Genomic DNA, 18,178 nt, shown 5'->3' on the forward strand with positions numbered 1-18,178 from the left:
CATAACGGCTAGTGTCTTTCGCTTTCCTCCTTATGAAAAGTAAATATTAGATTGTCAATTACTCTTTTTGAGTCCTTTATCCCTATTTAAGCGCTTCTGGCCAAATGTTCCTGACCAGGTAAGAGCGCGAGCGCTATTCTTATCCAGGGATGTATTTACCTGAAGCTGCATAGAAAGATCATGTCTTCGATTCTTTCCACTGTGATAAACTTGAACTGAAAAACTACACATAATTGAGGGATTGGAAATGAATTCGAAACACAACAGCCGTTTTCACCAAAGAATATTTAATAAACTTTTTTTAACCTCTTCCATTACGATTATTGTTACTGTCATCATCTTGATTGTGACAATCACAAACTATTATTCAGAAATCATTATACAAAAGGAAGTCAATGTCAGTACAAGAACGATAGAAAGGGTTGAGGATTACTTTTCCGCCAAAGATTCAGATATTGATAGGGCAATGCGAGATCTTTATATTCAAGGGGAGCTGATTGATGATATTTCCTTTGCCCTTCATAACGGATATGGGAAATATTTGGAATACCGCCTTGATAAATTTACGGAGGACCATACGTATTTTCCTACCAATTTAGATACGTATTTTAATGGCTATTTTAGTCAGGATAATGATATTAACGCCATTAGCTTACGTTCAGAAGATAGCCCTGAAATTGAATATTTGCTCATTAATAATTATCTGAGGTGGAACAAAAGTATTGATAACTCGGAACCAAATTTAAATGATGTACTCCCGGGGGGATACTATAACCTAAGCGGAGATGCTTTGCCAAAAGGGCAGAAGTTAAAAGATACAATTACGAAAAAGGCTGTCATTAATAACCCGGTCACGCTCGAAAAAATAGGTGAGATTTCCGTCTATTACTCTACTGAGCATTTAGATAGGATGGTCAAAAAGGATGAAGGGGCACCGGCTTCTTTCTTTCTAATTGATGCCAATGGCCAAATCGTTTATTCCCATAATAAAGGAGTTCCTCTCCCTCTCGTCCATCAAGTCAAGCAAGAAACAAATGAAACAAAGATAGAGTATAAATCCGAAGAATATTACATTAATACCATTGCGAACAAAGGTGATTATACGTTTGTAAGTGTCATTCCCGATAAAGGGTGGCAAAAGCTATCAATTATCAGGGGAACAATGTGGGTTGTCATCATCTTTCTAATTTTGGCGGCTATTTTAATCAGTTATTCATTTATGCAAAATTATTCTCGGCGAATTAATAGAATTGTGTCAACCATCCGCCGAGTAGAAAAAGGGGACCTGAACGCAAGGATCCCCGAAACGAAACATGAAGATGAGTTATCTAAGATTTCGTTCAATATCAATTCGATGTTAAATGAACTAAATAATTACATTGAACAATTTTATCTGCTCAATATGAAACAACAGCAGGCGGAATTAAAAGCGCTTCAAGCACAAATTAATCCCCATTTTTTATTCAATACGCTTGAAGCAATCCGAATGGTATCTGTCTTGGAGGGTTCCAAAACATCCGGTAAGATGATCTTCCATTTATCTAAATTGTTCCGCTACTCACTGGAATCAAAAGACATCGTACCGCTCTATACCGAAATTGAATATGTCCAACAATATTTAACATTAATGCAGTTTAAACATCCGGATAAACTGCATGTCCATTTTGATATTCCAGATGAGGTGAAACATACATTTGTTTCAAAATTAACCCTACAGCCGATTATTGAAAATTATTTTGTTCATGGTTTTAGAAAAGATCGGTCCAATAATGAATTAATTATACGAGCTTCTAATCTGGGAGAAAAAATTGAAATATGTGTAGAAGATAATGGCAAGGGCATGTCTGAAGAAGAATTGAACAATATTGTACAACATATTAATCGTGAAGATGGTGATGAAATGCAATCTATTGGGTTGAGAAATATACATCAACGTTTGAAACTGAGATATGGGAACAAGTATGGTATTACCATAAAGAGTAGCAAAAACACGGGAACAATGGTCACTTTGTCTATTCCAGTGGAGGGGATTTCTTATGTTTAAGGTTCTATTGGCTGATGATGAACCCATCATCACAAAAGGATTATCAGCGATCTTGGACTGGGAGGATTACGGTTTTGAAATTGTTCATACAGCAGAAAGCGGAGAAGAGGCGCTCTCCTATATTAAACAGCATCCCATCGACATTCTGATTACAGATATTTTAATGGGGGAAATGTCCGGCTTGGACTTAATTCAAGAGGTTAAGAGTGTTCGGCCAGAGGTTAAAAATATTGTCCTAACAGGTTATCAAGAGTTTGAGTTTATTAAACGAGGGTTGTTACTAGGGGTTGAAAACTATTTGGTGAAACCTGTCGATGAAGAGGAATTGTTGACAACGATTCAAGCCGTAGGACGAAAACTTAGGGCTAATCTGGCAGGAAGTCGGCCAGAGGGAACGACTACATTATTGGATAATACATTATGGCGCTTTCTGACAGGGGAAATAGATCAGCATGATTTTCTTGAAAAATTGGCATTATACAATATCGAATTAAACCAACCGTCATATAATGTTTCAATCTTAAATCTTGAACATTATCAGAAGTCTGAAGTGGTTAAGTACGTTAGACACTTTATTGCAGAGCAATACTCGGCAATATCTTTCTGTAGTCCTGATCAAGAGATCGTGGTTATTTTTGGAGGTGTAAGTGAAGAAGAGTTGGTAAAGCAAAACCAAAGTCTTCTTGATAAACTCTGTAATGAGCAAAAAGAGGCAGGCTTATTCTATTTGGCTATGGGCAAGCCGGTTTATGAGATTGATAAGCTAGAAGAAAGTTTTGCGATTGCTAGGGAACATAGCCTTCTGCAGATATATTCAGAACCAAATGTGCTGATCTCAGATAAAGAAATAATTGATCATCAGGAGGAGTTAAAACGGCAGCAGGAATTTAAGGGGAATATTGTTAAACAACTAATGAATGCAGAGGAAGAACCTTTAGAACTGATTGATTGTTATCTTAAGGATTTAACAAAGAAATCAAATGTTATCTCGCCCCTAGTGGTAAAAAAGTATGCACTGGATTTAATTTCTTATATCCATTATTCACTACAACCCGAGGATTTCTCCCTTTATACAGGTGTTGTCGAACGAATGTTTTATAGCTCGGATATCGCGCAGATAAGGGTCATTATAACCGAATATTTTTATGAATTAATCCTGACCATTCATAACCATGTTCATTTACGAAGTCCGATCGTACAAAATGTGCTTCAGTACACCCATGCCCATTATGTCCAAGGGCTATCATTAAAAACACTAGGGCAGCAGTTTCATGTAAATGCTATTTATTTGGGACAATTATTTCAAAAAGAAGTAGGGGTCGTCTATTCTGAATATCTGAATCGCTATCGATTGGAAAAAGCAAAAGAATTACTGAAAACCACCCATTTTAGGGCTGGAGATATTGGGAAAAAAGTAGGGTATTCTGATACCACTTATTTTTATAAGCAATTTAAAAAAATGATTGGCACGACACCGAGTGAGTGGAGGAAAATTTAAAAGAGTGAAGGTGAAATCTATGGGAAAAGTATTCGAAGAACAAAATATCCACTATCGTTTTCCTGAAAACTTTTGGTGGGGAAGTGCAGCATCCGGTCCACAAACGGAAGGCGCAGCACTGAGTGCTGGAAGAAAACAAAGTATTTGGGATTATTGGTACGGCATCGAGCCCGAATGTTTTCATAATGGAGTTGGCCCAGAGCATACATCGGATTTCTATCATCGATTTAAACAGGATATTCAGCTAATGAAGGAGACGGGCCATAACTCATTTCGGACCTCAATTCAATGGTCACGATTAATTCCGGATGGCACAGGGGAAATAAATGAGGAGGCCGTTTCCTTCTACAATCAAGTCATTGATGAGTTATTGGCTAATGACATTGAGCCGTTTATTAATTTGTATCATTTTGATATGCCAATGTGCATGCAGGAAAAAGGAGGCTGGGAAAGCAGGGAGGTAATCGATGCCTATGTAAATTATGCACAAAAATGCTTCCGCTTATTTGGTGACCGTGTGAAATATTGGTTTACATTTAACGAACCGATCGTGCCTGTCGAGGCAGGTTATTTATATAATTGGCATTATCCTAATGTGACAGATTTTAAACGTGGGGCAGTTGTTGCACATCATACCATTGTTGCCCATGCAAGGGCGGTAGAGGCATTTAAGGAATTGAATCTTGATGGCAAAATTGGTATCATTCTAAACTTAACTCCAACTTATCCAAGAAGCAGGGATGCGGAGGATGTAGCCGCAGCGCATATTTCGGACCTATTCTTTAATCGTAGTTTTCTTGACCCTGTCACAAAAGGGAACTATCCAAAGGACTTAGTTGATATTTTACTAGAAAGAGATTTGCTTCCAACCATAGAAACCGGTGATTTGGAAGTTATTAGAGATAATCCTATTGATATTTTAGGAGTTAACTACTACCAACCGCGCCGCGTTAAAGCCAAAGAGGAGTCTGAGCCGGAGAATGCACCGTTTATGCCGGAACATTTATTTGATCCTTACATCATGCCAGGGCGGAAAATCAATCCACACCGTGGATGGGAGATTTGCGAAGAAGTTATCTATGACATAATGGTCGATCTTCGTAAAAATTATGGTAATATTCCCTTTTTCATCTCAGAGAACGGTATGGGGGTTGAAGGCGAGGAGAAGTTTCGTAACGAAGAGGGATTTATTGAGGATGAATACCGGATTGAGTTTGTGAAGGAACATTTAAAATGGGTGCACAAAGGAATTGAGGAAGGGGCCAATTGCCTTGGGTATCATATCTGGACATTTATGGATAACTGGTCATGGACAAATGCTTATAAGAACCGCTATGGATTGGTAGAGGTAGATTTAAAAAATGGTTTGGAAAGAACCATTAAGAAATCCGGCAGATGGTATAAACTGTTAGCAGAGAACAATGGGTTTTAATCCTATCGAAATTAATAAAATATAAATAATTCCATGAATCAAAAACGTACCAACCTATGAAGTGGTACGTTTTTTTCTATGTATATATCAATCTTTTCTTGATCCACAGTGTTCTTTATTTTAACCAATGAATCTATGTTTTTACCAATAGGATGGACAGTAAAGTACTGCTAAAATGATGGAAGGGCTTACATCAATGTCGCTTAGGGCATTAAACGAATCTTTTATGTATAAAAGGACGGTGAAACTTATTAGTCATTCATTCGCGTGATGCATTACACAGAGAGTCATTTGTAAGGGTGCCATTGGTTAGAACAGAGTGAGATTAATTTACTTCTTTTGTCGCAAACTACAGCAGTTTATAAATAAGGGAGGAAAAAGAATGTTTTCTCGATTGGGAAGAATAAAAAAAACATTAATCGTAACACTTTCTATGCTTCTTATCTTGCAGATTAGCTTTTCATCTACGGCTTTGGCAGGGGACACACTACCGTATACAGGCAAAAGTGCAACTGGATTAAATCAGCCTACACAGCATGGGTATACAGCAAATGACATTATCGAATGGGACCCGAAAACGGATAAATATGCCGAAATGCTAAGGGCGAAAGTACCATTACAAGAAAGAATTGAACCGTTTGCCTCTACACAGGCAAACCCTGAATTGAGCCAGGAAACACAAATGTTTAATCTTGCTGGTGATTATGGGAATTCCTTTATGGATAGTACGGCCTATACGAATAAATTTGGGGAATACACGTTTCCATTCTGGCAGTATACAGACTATTATTCCTACTGGCACGGAATGGCGTCGGCGGATGTTCCGAGAGACTTATATAATCCTAGCCTACCGTGGTATGAAAGATGGTTTGAATTTGGTGTATTAAACATTCCAAATCCTGCTTACACAAATGCCGCACATAAAAACGGGGTAAAATCTCTTGCCGTTATTTTCTTCTCAAGCAATGACAGGGGACCTCAAACCTATACACAAATGTTTGTTAAGGATGAGAATGGAAATTTCCCTGCTGCTGAAAAATTGATTGAAATTGCTGGTTATTTTGGTTTTGATGGTTATTTCTTTAACCAAGAAGAGATTACCGGGGTAGCGGTCGAGGATATCCCTACATATAAAGAGTTTTTAAAGGTGTTGAGAAATAGTGGTCTATATGTCCAGTGGTATGATTCCGTCCATAATGAAACTGGCAAAACGAGATACGAAAATGAGTTTACCGAGGTTAATAGTCCTTTTTTAAAGGACCCACAATATGGCGATCTTGCCCATTCAATTTTCTTAAACTACCTTTGGAATAATGACAAGATGAAAAATTCTAAAGCACATGCAGAGAGTTTAGGTTTAGATCCCCTTGAAACGGTATTTGCAGGTGTTGAGGCTGGCGGCGACCGATTTAAAAAACACCGGAATGATTTACGAAATAATTTAGATGAAAGTGGAAAACTGATGAATAGTATTGCAATGCTTGGCTCCGACTTTACACATCACGGATTAGATGAGGACCTTGGCGGAGAAGATACGATGCGGAGGAATAACAGCGATTATCAATGGATGTCGTTCATTCGTGATCGTGCATGGTGGACTGGTCCGAATCAGGACCCAACCCGTACTGGCAGAAATGCAGACGTTGACCTGTCTGATGTAGCAGCAAAAGGAGACAACTGGGATGGCGTTGCTGCATATATAGCGGAACGAAGTGTTATTCAAGGCTCCAATTTTGTATCCAATTTTAACATTGGCCGTGGGTTGGCCTATTATGTCGATGGAAAGGTCAGCAATTCTGAAGAATGGTCCAATATTAATATTCAGGATATTCCTATTACTTGGCAGTGGTGGATTGATACGACAGGTACACCACTACAGGTAGATTTTGATTTTGGTCCTAACTACAATGCAGGTCCACGCTACGATTATGAAAAGGTAGGTGCCTATAACGGAGGTAACTCGCTTGTAGTTAACGGTACATTAGATGCTGAAAACTACCTACGCCTCTATAAGACCGATTTGCAGGTAAAAGAGGGTTCCGAATTCTCACTTACGTATCAGAAAACCTCACAAGATGACACATCCGTTATGAGTATCGGTTTACACTTTAAGGACTCTCCTGAAGAGGTAGTAAAACTGGCAGTATCCAACTCGGGTAAACGGACCGATGGCTGGGTAACAGCAAAAATTGACTTATCTCAATATGCAGGTAAAGAGATTGCTGCATTTGGGCTAGTTTTTGAAAATGGCGATGTAGCGGTTGATGAGTACCAGATGAATATTGGGCAAGTAAAGATTACCGATGGATCGATTGCAAAACCAGAGGCACCAACCGGTCTGCAGATAACAAAAGCTCTCCGCGATTCCAATGAAATGTATATTTCATGGGATTTAAAAGGATATGATGAAGTCAATCAATACAATATCTATAATAACGGAGCTTATGTTGGTGGGATTTATGATGAAGTGTTTTATATCAAAAACCTGAAGGGATTATCAGGTGAGGTTTCTGTGACAGCCGTGAGTCAAGATGGTCAAGAAAGTGATCCTGCGGTTGTTCATTACGACTTAACTAAAGGAGTTCGTAACATTAAAGCTACCCAAACGGATAAGGGTGATATGGTAGTATCGTGGGAGAATCCTAAGGATGTCAATGGAAAGACTACTATAAATATTTCTACAGATTACGATTATGCCAAAGAAGTCAATAGGATTGTCACTGTTAGCAAAGGCAAAACAGAAGTAAAACTATCCAATATGCCAATTAACGGGGATAAATATCATTTGAAAATAAAAATTAACAGCCATGACTGGATAAGCTACCAGGGCACGTTTATTGACAAATATATAGAAGCATATTCGGCAGAAAAAGTCACAATTGAAGGGAATTCCGTTACGTGGGAGTTACCTGAAGCAAGAGATTGGCATTACCTGTATATTTATGAAAATGGAGAAGCCAAAACGTTTAATACAACTTACAGTCAAGGACGCAAACCTTATATTATTCGCGGACGCACACATTTAAATGAGCTCACATTCCAAACTCAATCAACGGACAGTATCCTTGAATTTGTGATGGAAGACTATACTGGCAATAGAGTCAGTACTGTTGTCAGAATTACCTTGGATGAGATTTATGGTGTAATCAACGGATTGGTTGAGAAAGAGGAATTGGCCGAAACAGCCGGCAAACAGTTAACGGGAACATTGAAGAGTGCGAAAAAACATTATGACAGCGGTCGCATGAAGCAAGCGGCAACTCACTTGGAAAAATTTAAGGATACCATTGACCGTAACCAAGTGAAAGATGTTTCTGAAGACACAAAGAATATGTTAAAAGCTAGTGCGGACTATTTACTAAGAACATGGTCGGAATAAACGGCTGCTAGCGTACGTTAAGTAAAGATTACTATGGTGCAGTATGGCAGATACAAAAATGGTCTGCCATACTCTGTATTTTTTAAGATTAATAGCTTGGGAGGAAACGACTTTGACATTGCAGACAATTCAGCGATTTATTCAATATTTATCAAATCACGAAAATCTGGAATCCATCCAGATCCAAGATTGGCGCGCAAAGCGCGGCAAATATATAGAGCCGGAAAAATATGAATTCGAATCTGAGGAACCCCTACTTATTAATGAAGGTGATTGGTTAGTCGATTCAGGCACAACCATGTTTTTGGAAAAAGAGGTATCAATCCCAATTGAATGGCGGTATCGACCAATGGGACTAACTTTTCTACCCGGTGCCAAGGGTCTTAGGACTCTTCATGAGGCATTGGTTTCGTTAGATGATATGCCTTATCATGGAATTGACCGTAACCGAAGCTATGTTCCTTTTCCGGAGAAAGCGTGGGGGAAAGAAAAAATCAACATTAAAATAGAACTATTTAACTATGCTGGCCAAACGCAAGACGAGTTAAATTATCAGAATGAACCAGCCGAATTTGATCCTCCCCCCCTCACCCTTCTTAAAGGAAGCATTGATCTTCCGAACACGGCTGTCCAAAGTCTGTTGGCAACTGTGAAGGCCTACTATGAGACGGCTAAATTACTGCCAGAAGGTGATATGGGAAGATTCAAAATCATCGATTCTTTGACAGAGGCAGAAAAAATAATCCTGATTGAAAAGCCAGAGGCTTTATTAAATAGTTCATGGGTTGAAGGTATAGAAGAAGGTATCAAGAAAAAGCTATCCGATTTGGCAGGCAACACCCATGGCCAAATCTTAATGGTAGGTCAGTCCCATATTGATCTTGCATGGCTTTGGCCAGTAAAGGAAGCCATTCGCAAGTGCAGCAGGACCTTTTCGACGATGAGTACCCTGCTGGAGGAGAATACAAACTTCACCTATGCACAGAGTCAGCCCCAAGCCTATGCTTTTGTAAAGGAACATTACCCTGAAATCTATAACAGAGTGAAAAAGCATATTGCTGAGGGGCGCTGGGAGGTTGTCGGAGGTATGTGGGTTGAGCCTGATTTAAATATGCCATCAGGTGAATCTTTAGTCCGTCAGTTATTATATGGGATGAAATTTTACAAGGATGAATTCGGGGTCCAGCCTAAAATTGAGTGGCTTCCGGATACATTTGGTTATTGTGCATCCCTGCCGCAATTATTAAAAGGTGCTGGAATTGACTATTTTATGACAACAAAAATGAATTGGAATGATACCAATTCATTTCCTTATGATTTATTTTACTGGGAAGGTATCGACGGAACTAGGATTCTCTCATATTTGAACCATGGATTAAATGAATATACGCATCCTCAAGAAATCCATGACCACTGGAATAGCTTTAAGCAAAAGAATGTCTATCCTAAACAAATGCTTCTTTATGGACATGGCGATGGTGGCGGCGGTGTTACACAAGAAATGATTGATTATATTGACCGTTCGGCCTCACTACCTGGCCTGCCAGAAGTGATAAACAGTACAGCACACGAATTTTTTGATGGGATCAGCGAGGTAAACACACAACTCCCTACATGGGTTGGAGATATGTATCTCGAGCTTCATCGCGGAACATACACAACACATGCCCGGAATAAGAAATGGAATCGTAAGGCGGAAGTCCTTTATCGAGATGCAGAAATTTGGAGCAGTTTAGCTGTACACTTCGCTGGAGCAAACCTTCCTTCGTCAATGGAAGAAGGGTGGAAATTGCTTCTTCTAAACCAATTCCACGATATTATTCCAGGCTCATCCATTCCAGAGGTATATGTGGATTCAGAGTCTGATTACAAGAAAGTTTTTGAATACGGGGAAAAGACGAGAAAGGAAGCTTTGCAGGCATTGGAGAAACAAATAGACACCAATGGTGACGGGTTACCAATCGTCCTATTTAATAGTTTATCCTGGAAGAGATCTGAAACAGTAAAAATTGTTGGCGGACCTGAATTAGTAGGAAAGGGAGCAGTAAATCTGGATGGTGAAGAACTTCCAGCGGACTTTATTCAAAAGGGGGATGGCCAAATCGAATTAACTGTTTACGTTCCTGATATTCCAGAACTAGGCTATGTAGTCATATGGCTAAAAGATTTGGAGAAACAAGTCATCGAAGAGCAAGAGGATATAGGCCGCGAGTGGGAAACAGAATATTATCTGGTCGAATGGAATGAAAAGGGGGAAATCTCCCGTCTATATGATAAAAAAGCCCAGCGTGAAGTCACATGCAATGGCGGAGCCGCTAACGAGTTCCAGCTATTCCATGACCGCCCGATGCTTTGGGATGCATGGGATATCGATCCCAAATTTGAAGATCAGCCTGCGGAGAAGGTTGTCCTTCTTGAACAAGGCATCCGAACAGGGGCAACGAAGGACGTCATTTGGTTTAAATGGCAGTTAGCACAATCAACCATTGAACAAGATATGGTTTTATACCACCACAGTAGGCGAATTGATTTCCAAACAAGAGTCGATTGGCGGGAGGATCACAAATTATTGAAGGTCGCTTTTCCTGTCGATGTGGTTAGTAATAAAGCCACGTTTGAGATTCCGTTCGGATCGGTTGAAAGAGCAACACATTCAAATACTAGCTGGGAGCAAGCACAGTTTGAAGTATGCGGCCATCGCTTTGCCGATCTTTCTGAACACAATTATGGAGTCAGTTTATTGAATGATTGCAAGTACGGGTATGACGTGAAACAAAATGTTCTGCGCTTATCATTGTTACGGGCACCAAAATGGCCTGACCGGGGGGCAGATCAGGGGAATCATGAATTTACCTACTCCCTTCTTCCGCATGAAGGTGACTGGAGAGATGCTGATGTAGTCAAGAGAGGGTATGAGTTGAATCACCCAGCTGTTGTTTTCCGTACTTCAGCCCATGAGGGGAGTCTTCCAAGTTCATATTCCTTTATTAAGACAGAGTCTAAACAGGTCATTCTTGATACGGTTAAGCAGTCAGAGGATGGTACGGGGCTTACGCTTAGAATGTATGAATCCAGCGGGGGCAGAGAGAAAGTTCAATTATCTATGTCAGGGCAGGTTCATTCCGCATATGAAACCAATCTGTTGGAAGAGAAACCGGTGGGAATTTCGGTACAAGGGAATAAACTAACTACATCACTGAAGCCATTTGAGGTAAAAACGATTCTATTAACCTAGTACAGTGGGGTAAGTTTGAAAATACTACAATAGTTAGGTGGAAAAATGGAACATTATAATACTGCAAACGAAAAAATAGATGATCAAGTAGAAACGTTACTGGCAGGCATGACTTTAAAGGAAAAGGTTGGACAGGTCAACCAAAAATTATATGGTTGGGAAGTCTACAGAAAAACTGACACCGGATACGAACTAACGGAGAAGTTTAAAGAGCATGTTCAACGGTGGGATGGGATCGGAGTCCTTTATGGGTTATTCCGTTCCGATCCTTGGTCATCAATCAATTTTGAAAATGGGATTGCCAAAGATTCAAGTGCCGAAGTGGCTAATATGATTCAACAATATGTAAAGGAACATACCAGGTTGGGGATTCCTGTCCTTCTTTCCGAAGAGTGCCCCCATGGTCATCAAGGATTAGATAGCATGATAACTCCTGTAAACTTGGGAATTGGTGCGACGTGGAATACCGAATTACATGAAAAACTGATAGCAGCTGTTGCAAACGAAATCAGAGCAAAAGGTGCTCATTTAGGACTTGTATCGACATTGGATATCCTTCGGGATCCTAGATGGGGAAGATCGGAAGAGTGTTTCAGTGAAGATCCATATCTTACTTCTCGATTAACAGAAGCGGTTGTAAAAGGGATGCAAGGGGAAGAAAGTGATATCATTCCGGAAGGTAAAATGATTGCTGTTCTTAAACACTTTACAGCTCAAGGTAATGGAATAGGGGGGCATAATGCAGCCCCTGCATCGATAGGAGAAAGAGAATTAAGGGAGATTCATCTTCCGCCAATGAAAGCAGCTATTAAATTAGGAGCTCTTGCTTGTATGGCTGCTTATAATGAAATTGATGGAATCCCATGTCATGCTAATGGGTATCTTCTCAACCAAATCCTACGCAAGGAATCAGGATTTAAAGGGGCTGTAATGGCAGATGGTTGTGCACTAGACCTTTTAGTCCCATTAACACAAAGTCAGGAAGCAGCTGCTGCGCTGGCTCTAGAAAATGGGGTAGATATAAGTCTTTGGGACAACGTGTATACTACTTTAGAAAAAGCCATTGGAGAAGGTCTTGTCAGTGAAGAAAAGCTGGACGATGCAGTTAGAAGGGTTTTGACACTTAAATTTAAAATGGGTTTATTTGAAAATCCTTTTATAGAAACAAAAACCCCAATAAGTCAGGAACAAGCACAAAAAATCAATCTTGAGTCGGCACGGCAGTCAATTGTCTTGTTAAAAAATCAAGGGATATTACCAATAAAAGGGAGTAATAAAAAAATAGCAGTTATTGGACCTAATGCAGACTCTGTTTATAATCAGCTAGGAGATTATACACCGTTTCAACAAGAAGGTAAAGTTGTCACTGTTCTACAGGGGATTACTGAATTAGCAAATGATGCAGAAGTTGCTTATGAAAGAGGATGCGGCATTCGTTCCCTAGATACGGAAGGGATCGAAAAGGCAGTTCATCTGGCTAACAGTTCGGATGTTGCCGTCGTCGTTTTAGGTGGTTCTAGTGCAAGAAATTTTGATGCACAATTTGACCTTAATGGTGCTGTAATCAATACAACCGGAGAAGAAGAAATGGATTGTGGTGAAAATGTTGACGTAGCTAATTTAGAATTAGGTGGCCAGCAACTACACCTACTACAGCGAATCATCCAGACTGGAACACCAACTGTTGTTGTCTTGATACAAGGAAGACCGCATGCCATTCCGTGGGTGGCGGAAAATGTCCCAGCTGTTTTAAGTGCATGGTATCCAGGACAAATGGGTGGCCAGGCAATAGCAGAGGTTTTATTTGGAAAAGTCAATCCAAGTGGAAGATTGCCTGTTTCAATTCCAAGATCCTCCATGCAAATTCCTGTATTTTATAATCACAAGGAGGGTGGATACAAGAGAGATTATTTTGATATGTCCGGGAAGGCATTATTTCCTTTTGGATATGGCCTTTCGTATACTACATTCACGTATGATAATCTTCGTTGCTCTATTCAGTCCATCCCAGTTTGTAAACTCTTAGCGGGGGAAACATTCAAAATTATGGTTGAAGTCACCAATAAAGGGGACCGTGATGGCTATGATGTAATACAGCTTTATATAAAAGGAAAGGGTTCAAGTATAACGAGGAGAGTAAAGGAATTAAAAGGATTTAAGAAGATTTGGATTGCAGCAGGAGAAACAAAAGAAGTAATGTTTGAACTGGGGACGGAAGAATTGGAAGTATTTAGCAGCCAAAATAAATATAGGATCGAGGAAGGATGTATTGAAATTGAGGTTGGAAATCCTATCGATTTTGTAAGTGCCGACTTAATAATTAGCTAATTAATTCCGGTTCACTTGGAACCACTGAGTATAAGGAGAAAAAAGTAACAATTAAAAAGAGCCAATTGTCTTGGGGAAATTAAGTTATCCAGGATCCGTGGAATCTATCAAAATAACAGGGGAAGTGGCAGATATGGAGAAGTATCTTCTAGGGATTGATTTGGGAGGAACTAACCTAAGAATTGCGGTTGTAACTTCTGAAGGTCAGTTAATGGAAGAAATAAATATAAAAACAGAAAGTGATAAAGGACCAAATTATATAATCGGTCAAATGATTCAGCATTGCGAGAAAATCCTACAAGACCGAAATATCGAAGCAATTGGAATCGGGTCCCCGGGCCCATTAGATGTGAAACAGGGATTAATCCTGAGTCCAAACAATTTACCTGGGTGGGATAATATTCCAATAGTATCTATGTTAGAAAAGGCTTTGAATAAAAAGGTTTATCTTGATAATGATGCAAATGCAGCTGCACTTGCAGAAGCCATCATTGGTGCTGGGGAAGGAAAAGAGTCTGTTTTTTATATTACTGTTAGCACAGGAGTTGGCGGAGGGTTTGTATTCCGCAAGCAATTGCTTCAAGGTGCACACTTCTGTGCAGGTGAAATAGGCAATTTAATTGTAGATTGTGAGGGACCGTCACATCATGCCTTGAATGTTGGTGCCTTAGAAACACTGGCAAGTGGAACTGCAGTTAAGCAGCGTGGAAGAGAACAACTAAGGATTACAGGCCATGCAGGTGAGGTAATTGAGATGGCAATGAATGGGAATGAGGAAGCAGGAAATATTGTCGATCAAATGATAGTCTCATTGGCAAAAGGCATTGCGAATATTGTTCATACTGTTGATCCACACATCATCGTTCTTGGTGGTGGAGTTATGCAGTCAAAAGACTATATTATGCCACTCCTTCTAGAAAGGGTTAATGACTTTTTATATCCACAGCTGCAGCATAAAGTTGAAATTGTAGATGCTTCATTAGGTACAAAGGCTGGTGTCATTGGAGCTGCTCTGCTTACTCAACAAGCATCTTTTTAGTAACAGGAGGGCTGACCATGAATTCTTATATGGTATTTGATATAGGTGGTACCTTTATTAAGTATGCAGTAATGAACGAGCGCGGATTGAAGCTGGAAGGCGGAAAGATCCCTACTCCGCAAGAAGGTTTAGAGAGTTTTCTGGAGACGATTACCGAAATCACCAATGAATATCGACAGGGCTTTGAAATTGAAGGGATTGCTATTAGTTCACCAGGTGCGGTTAATGTGATAAATGGATATATCGGTGGGTCAAGCGCAATCCCATATATCCACGGTATTAGTTTGACAGAATTGATAAAGGAGCGGACCGGTCTGGATGTGTCGATTGAAAATGATGCGAACTGCGCTGCATTGGCAGAGGGGTGGATTGGAGCAGCAAAAGAAATAGATTACTATATTTGTATAGTAATAGGTACAGGCATTGGCGGTAGTATCGTGATGAATCATACCGTTTTACGTGGTGCCACCTTACAAGGGGGCGAGTTTGGCTATATGATTATGGGCGACCCGTTGAGGAATCCCCTAAAATCAACCTGGAGCCTAGTTGCCTCAACAAATGCTCTAGCCAAAGAGGCGGAACATAAGAAATCCTTGGAAAATGGGACCTTGAACGGGGAAAAGGTATTCCGGATGGCTGAAGAGGGTGATCCCATTGCAAAAGAATGCATTACTCTTTTTTACAAGAGGCTTGCAGCTGGTATCTATAATATAAAATACGCACTTGACCCAGAGAAAATCCTAATCGGCGGGGGGATCAGCAAACGTCCGGATGTAATTGAAGGCATTAATAATGAGCTAAAACTATTAAAGAATGAGATCTCTACACCGGATATTAGTGTTGAACCTTGTCAATTTGATAATGACGCTAACTTGATAGGGGCTTTACATCACTTTTTAACCAGAAAATAAGATACTAAGCGTAATAAAAATTCAGTTAACACTGAATATTGAAAGACATGAACAAAATTCACTGGAGGTTTTTTCCCGATGGAACCATTATTATTAAAACCAATTTTTAAAGAGAGGATTTGGGGTGGTACCGCGTTACAAACGGAATATGGGTATGAAATTCCATTCCAAAATACTGGGGAATGCTGGGCAATTTCTGCGCATTCTAATGGACAATCTGTTGTCGAGAATGGTCCTTTTAAGGGAATGACATTAGACAAACTTTGGCAGGAACACCCCGACTTATTTGGTAACCCCGAAAGCGTGGTGTTTCCTTTATTAACAAAGATATTGGATGCGAATATGGATTTATCAGTACAGGTACATCCAAACGATGCTTATGCAATGATAAATGAAAATGGTGATTTAGGAAAAACAGAGTGCTGGTATATTCTTGATTGCAAACAGGATGCTCAAATGATTTTTGGCCATAATGCTAGTTCTAAAGAAGAGCTAGTTAAGCAAATCGAGGAAGGTAAATGGGACGAACTACTTCGTAAAGTGAAAATCAAGCCAGGTGATTTCTTTTATGTGCCAAGTGGAACGATTCATGCTCTTTGTGAAGGAACCCTTGTCTTGGAAACCCAGCAAAGCTCGGACACTACTTACCGGATGTACGACTATGACCGTAGGGATGCCGAGGGGAATTTACGTGAACTTCATTTAGAAAAGGCAATTGAGATAACGAATGTTCCACATGAAGATATGGGGTTTACCCCACATGTTGAGGAACTTGAAAATGTTACGATTACTACTTTTGTCGAGTCAGAGTTTTTTTCCGTATATAAATGGGATGTACATGGAGATGCCATGTTCTCATTCAATGAATACTATTTACTTCTAAGTGTTGCAAATGGTGAAGGAACCCTTTTACATAATGGAGAAGAATATAATTTGAAAAAGGGTATGCATTTTATTATCCCAGTTGGATTTGGTGAGTTTGAAATCAGCGGGAAATGCCAACTAATTGTTTCTCATCCTTAGTATCAACTAACTGTAATGCGAAAATAACTAACTGCTTGCTGTTGAAAAATCATATAAAGGGAGCACGGTTATGCCTGATTTTACGACAAATGACCTACAATCTGAAAAATTCAAACGATATTCTCCCATACCATGGGAAGTGAGGGATGAGTCTTCTTAAAGAAATTATCACAAATGAAGTCTCCGGACCTCCTTGAAACCCAAGAGGATCTATTCTACCAAGTAAATGACTTTGCCTTAATGCTACCGGATTATGGCTGAGTGGACTTAGGAAGACAAGGAGGAAGACGCGGAGAATATATGACCGTCTTTTATAAAAAAAGAACAGTTAGAAATCAGTGATTTTGGATTGAAATGGTCTTCATCGAGGTTATGAAGGACATTTCATCCATGATTTCACTTAGTAATGTCCTTCATTTTATCAAAAATTTGAGTCCCAAACTCACACTATGTTTACCCCTAAATATTTGGCCCGTAAACACGGCTTTCAATTGATTTTGATTCACCTTTTAGTCGTTTTGCTAATGTTTCTTTCCAGTTCGCTGCAAGGTGTATGCAGGCTGCAAGTTTGGCTGCTGCCTCTTTATCATCTCTCTTTTCATGCATAACTTCATTGCAACTGGCAATGGTCCATTCAGGGTATGGGCGTTCTATTAACTTAATTTTATCTTGTTCTTTAACAATGCCTTCTTTGATAACGCGGAAGTACCATCCGGTTCGACCACTTTTTTGAATTCGTAGTGCAAAATCGAGTATTTTAAAGCGACGGGCAGGCTTCCAGCACGGCTGACGTGGTTGTGAAACTTGAACCAAAGCCTCACCAACCTCATAAATATCCCCGATGCAAACATTGAATTCATCAAGACCCACAATTGAGAAATTTTCTCCCATTGCTCCTGCGACAATTTGATCATTGTTTAATTCACTTTGCCATTTTTCATAATGGATTGCTGCATAGGCAAGAACGGCTTTTTCAGGTCCGCCGTGATTTTTTAAATCAGCTTGACCATCCCCGGTTAGACCTTCTTTACCAAGCATTACCGGATAATGAATGGGCTCTTTAAAAATACCACTTGTCCATTCTTTATCCATGAGCTTTTTCGCATTTGGGTCACCCATTGTTTTGGGTTTGCCAATAAATAATTGGTTTATGTATGGTTGGTTTTCCATTTCGTTATCACCTCTGGTTTTAGTTTACCATGGTTGAAGAGAGGAATCTGTCCGATTATGGCTTAACGTGTTGGATACTGAAGAGATATTTACTACTTTCTTTTAATTCAAACTATTGA

Annotated in this window: 10 protein-coding genes; 9 read left to right on the forward strand and 1 reads right to left on the reverse strand. The window is 39.7% G+C overall.

The features are described from left to right. The first annotated feature begins 247 nt into the window (after window positions 1-247). The 9 genes from AC6CHV_RS19945 (at window position 248) to manA (ending at window position 16,889) form a co-directional block, all read left to right on the forward strand. Entirely contained in the window at window positions 248-2,044 is a 1,797-nt protein-coding gene (locus tag AC6CHV_RS19945) for a sensor histidine kinase (protein ID WP_341329674.1), read from the forward strand. Next, on the forward strand, window positions 2,037-3,542 hold the full coding sequence (locus AC6CHV_RS19950; RefSeq protein WP_341329675.1) for a response regulator transcription factor: 1,506 nt from the start codon (window positions 2,037-2,039) through the stop codon (window positions 3,540-3,542). The genes AC6CHV_RS19945 and AC6CHV_RS19950 overlap by 8 nt, the downstream gene beginning before the upstream one ends. Before the next feature lie 19 nt (window positions 3,543-3,561). Continuing rightward, window positions 3,562-4,974 (forward strand): 6-phospho-beta-glucosidase GmuD, encoded by a 1,413-nt coding sequence (gene gmuD, locus AC6CHV_RS19955; RefSeq protein WP_498079552.1) that lies wholly within the window; start codon window positions 3,562-3,564, stop codon window positions 4,972-4,974. Between the two features lie 382 nt (window positions 4,975-5,356). Further along, complete coding sequence (locus AC6CHV_RS19960; protein WP_498079553.1) at window positions 5,357-8,353, forward strand: endo-beta-N-acetylglucosaminidase; 2,997 nt, start codon at window positions 5,357-5,359, stop codon at window positions 8,351-8,353. Window positions 8,354-8,465: 112 nt separating this feature from the next. Further along, a complete protein-coding gene (locus tag AC6CHV_RS19965; RefSeq protein WP_498079554.1) occupies window positions 8,466-11,588 on the forward strand; it encodes a glycoside hydrolase family 38 N-terminal domain-containing protein in 3,123 nt (1,040 codons plus the stop codon). A 45-nt stretch (window positions 11,589-11,633) separates the two neighbouring features. Beyond that, complete coding sequence (locus AC6CHV_RS19970; RefSeq protein ID WP_341329680.1) at window positions 11,634-13,916, forward strand: glycoside hydrolase family 3 N-terminal domain-containing protein; 2,283 nt, start codon at window positions 11,634-11,636, stop codon at window positions 13,914-13,916. A 133-nt stretch (window positions 13,917-14,049) separates the two neighbouring features. Further along, entirely contained in the window at window positions 14,050-14,955 is a 906-nt protein-coding gene (locus AC6CHV_RS19975) for an ROK family protein (protein ID WP_341329681.1), read from the forward strand. Window positions 14,956-14,972: 17 nt separating this feature from the next. Further along, complete coding sequence (locus AC6CHV_RS19980; RefSeq protein WP_341329682.1) at window positions 14,973-15,866, forward strand: ROK family protein; 894 nt, start codon at window positions 14,973-14,975, stop codon at window positions 15,864-15,866. Window positions 15,867-15,944: 78 nt separating this feature from the next. Further along, window positions 15,945-16,889, forward strand: a complete 945-nt coding sequence (manA, locus tag AC6CHV_RS19985; protein ID WP_341329683.1) for a mannose-6-phosphate isomerase, class I — start codon at window positions 15,945-15,947, stop codon at window positions 16,887-16,889. 459 nt (window positions 16,890-17,348) lie between these two features. Here the strand turns inward: manA and AC6CHV_RS19990 are convergent, their stop codons facing one another. After that, window positions 17,349-18,059 carry an MOSC domain-containing protein gene (locus tag AC6CHV_RS19990; RefSeq protein ID WP_341329684.1) on the reverse strand — a complete coding sequence of 237 codons (711 nt, stop codon included), beginning with the start codon at window positions 18,057-18,059 and terminating at the stop codon, window positions 17,349-17,351. Window positions 18,060-18,178 lie beyond the last annotated feature (119 nt).

The organism is Ferdinandcohnia sp. GQ5 (genome assembly GCF_059759275.1).

Excerpts from the sequence above, each read along its gene's own strand:
- AC6CHV_RS19945 (WP_341329674.1), top strand. The coding sequence starts at position 248 with ATGAATTCGAAACACAACAGCCGTTTTCACCAAAGAATATTTAATAAA.
- AC6CHV_RS19950 (WP_341329675.1), top strand. The coding sequence starts at position 2,037 with ATGTTTAAGGTTCTATTGGCTGATGATGAACCCATCATCACAAAAGGA.
- gmuD (WP_498079552.1), top strand. The coding sequence starts at position 3,562 with ATGGGAAAAGTATTCGAAGAACAAAATATCCACTATCGTTTTCCTGAA.
- AC6CHV_RS19960 (WP_498079553.1), top strand. The coding sequence starts at position 5,357 with ATGTTTTCTCGATTGGGAAGAATAAAAAAAACATTAATCGTAACACTT.
- AC6CHV_RS19970 (WP_341329680.1), top strand. The coding sequence starts at position 11,634 with ATGGAACATTATAATACTGCAAACGAAAAAATAGATGATCAAGTAGAA.
- AC6CHV_RS19975 (WP_341329681.1), top strand. The coding sequence starts at position 14,050 with ATGGAGAAGTATCTTCTAGGGATTGATTTGGGAGGAACTAACCTAAGA.
- AC6CHV_RS19980 (WP_341329682.1), top strand. The coding sequence starts at position 14,973 with ATGAATTCTTATATGGTATTTGATATAGGTGGTACCTTTATTAAGTAT.
- manA (WP_341329683.1), top strand. The coding sequence starts at position 15,945 with ATGGAACCATTATTATTAAAACCAATTTTTAAAGAGAGGATTTGGGGT.
- AC6CHV_RS19990 (WP_341329684.1), bottom strand. The coding sequence starts at position 18,059 with ATGGAAAACCAACCATACATAAACCAATTATTTATTGGCAAACCCAAA.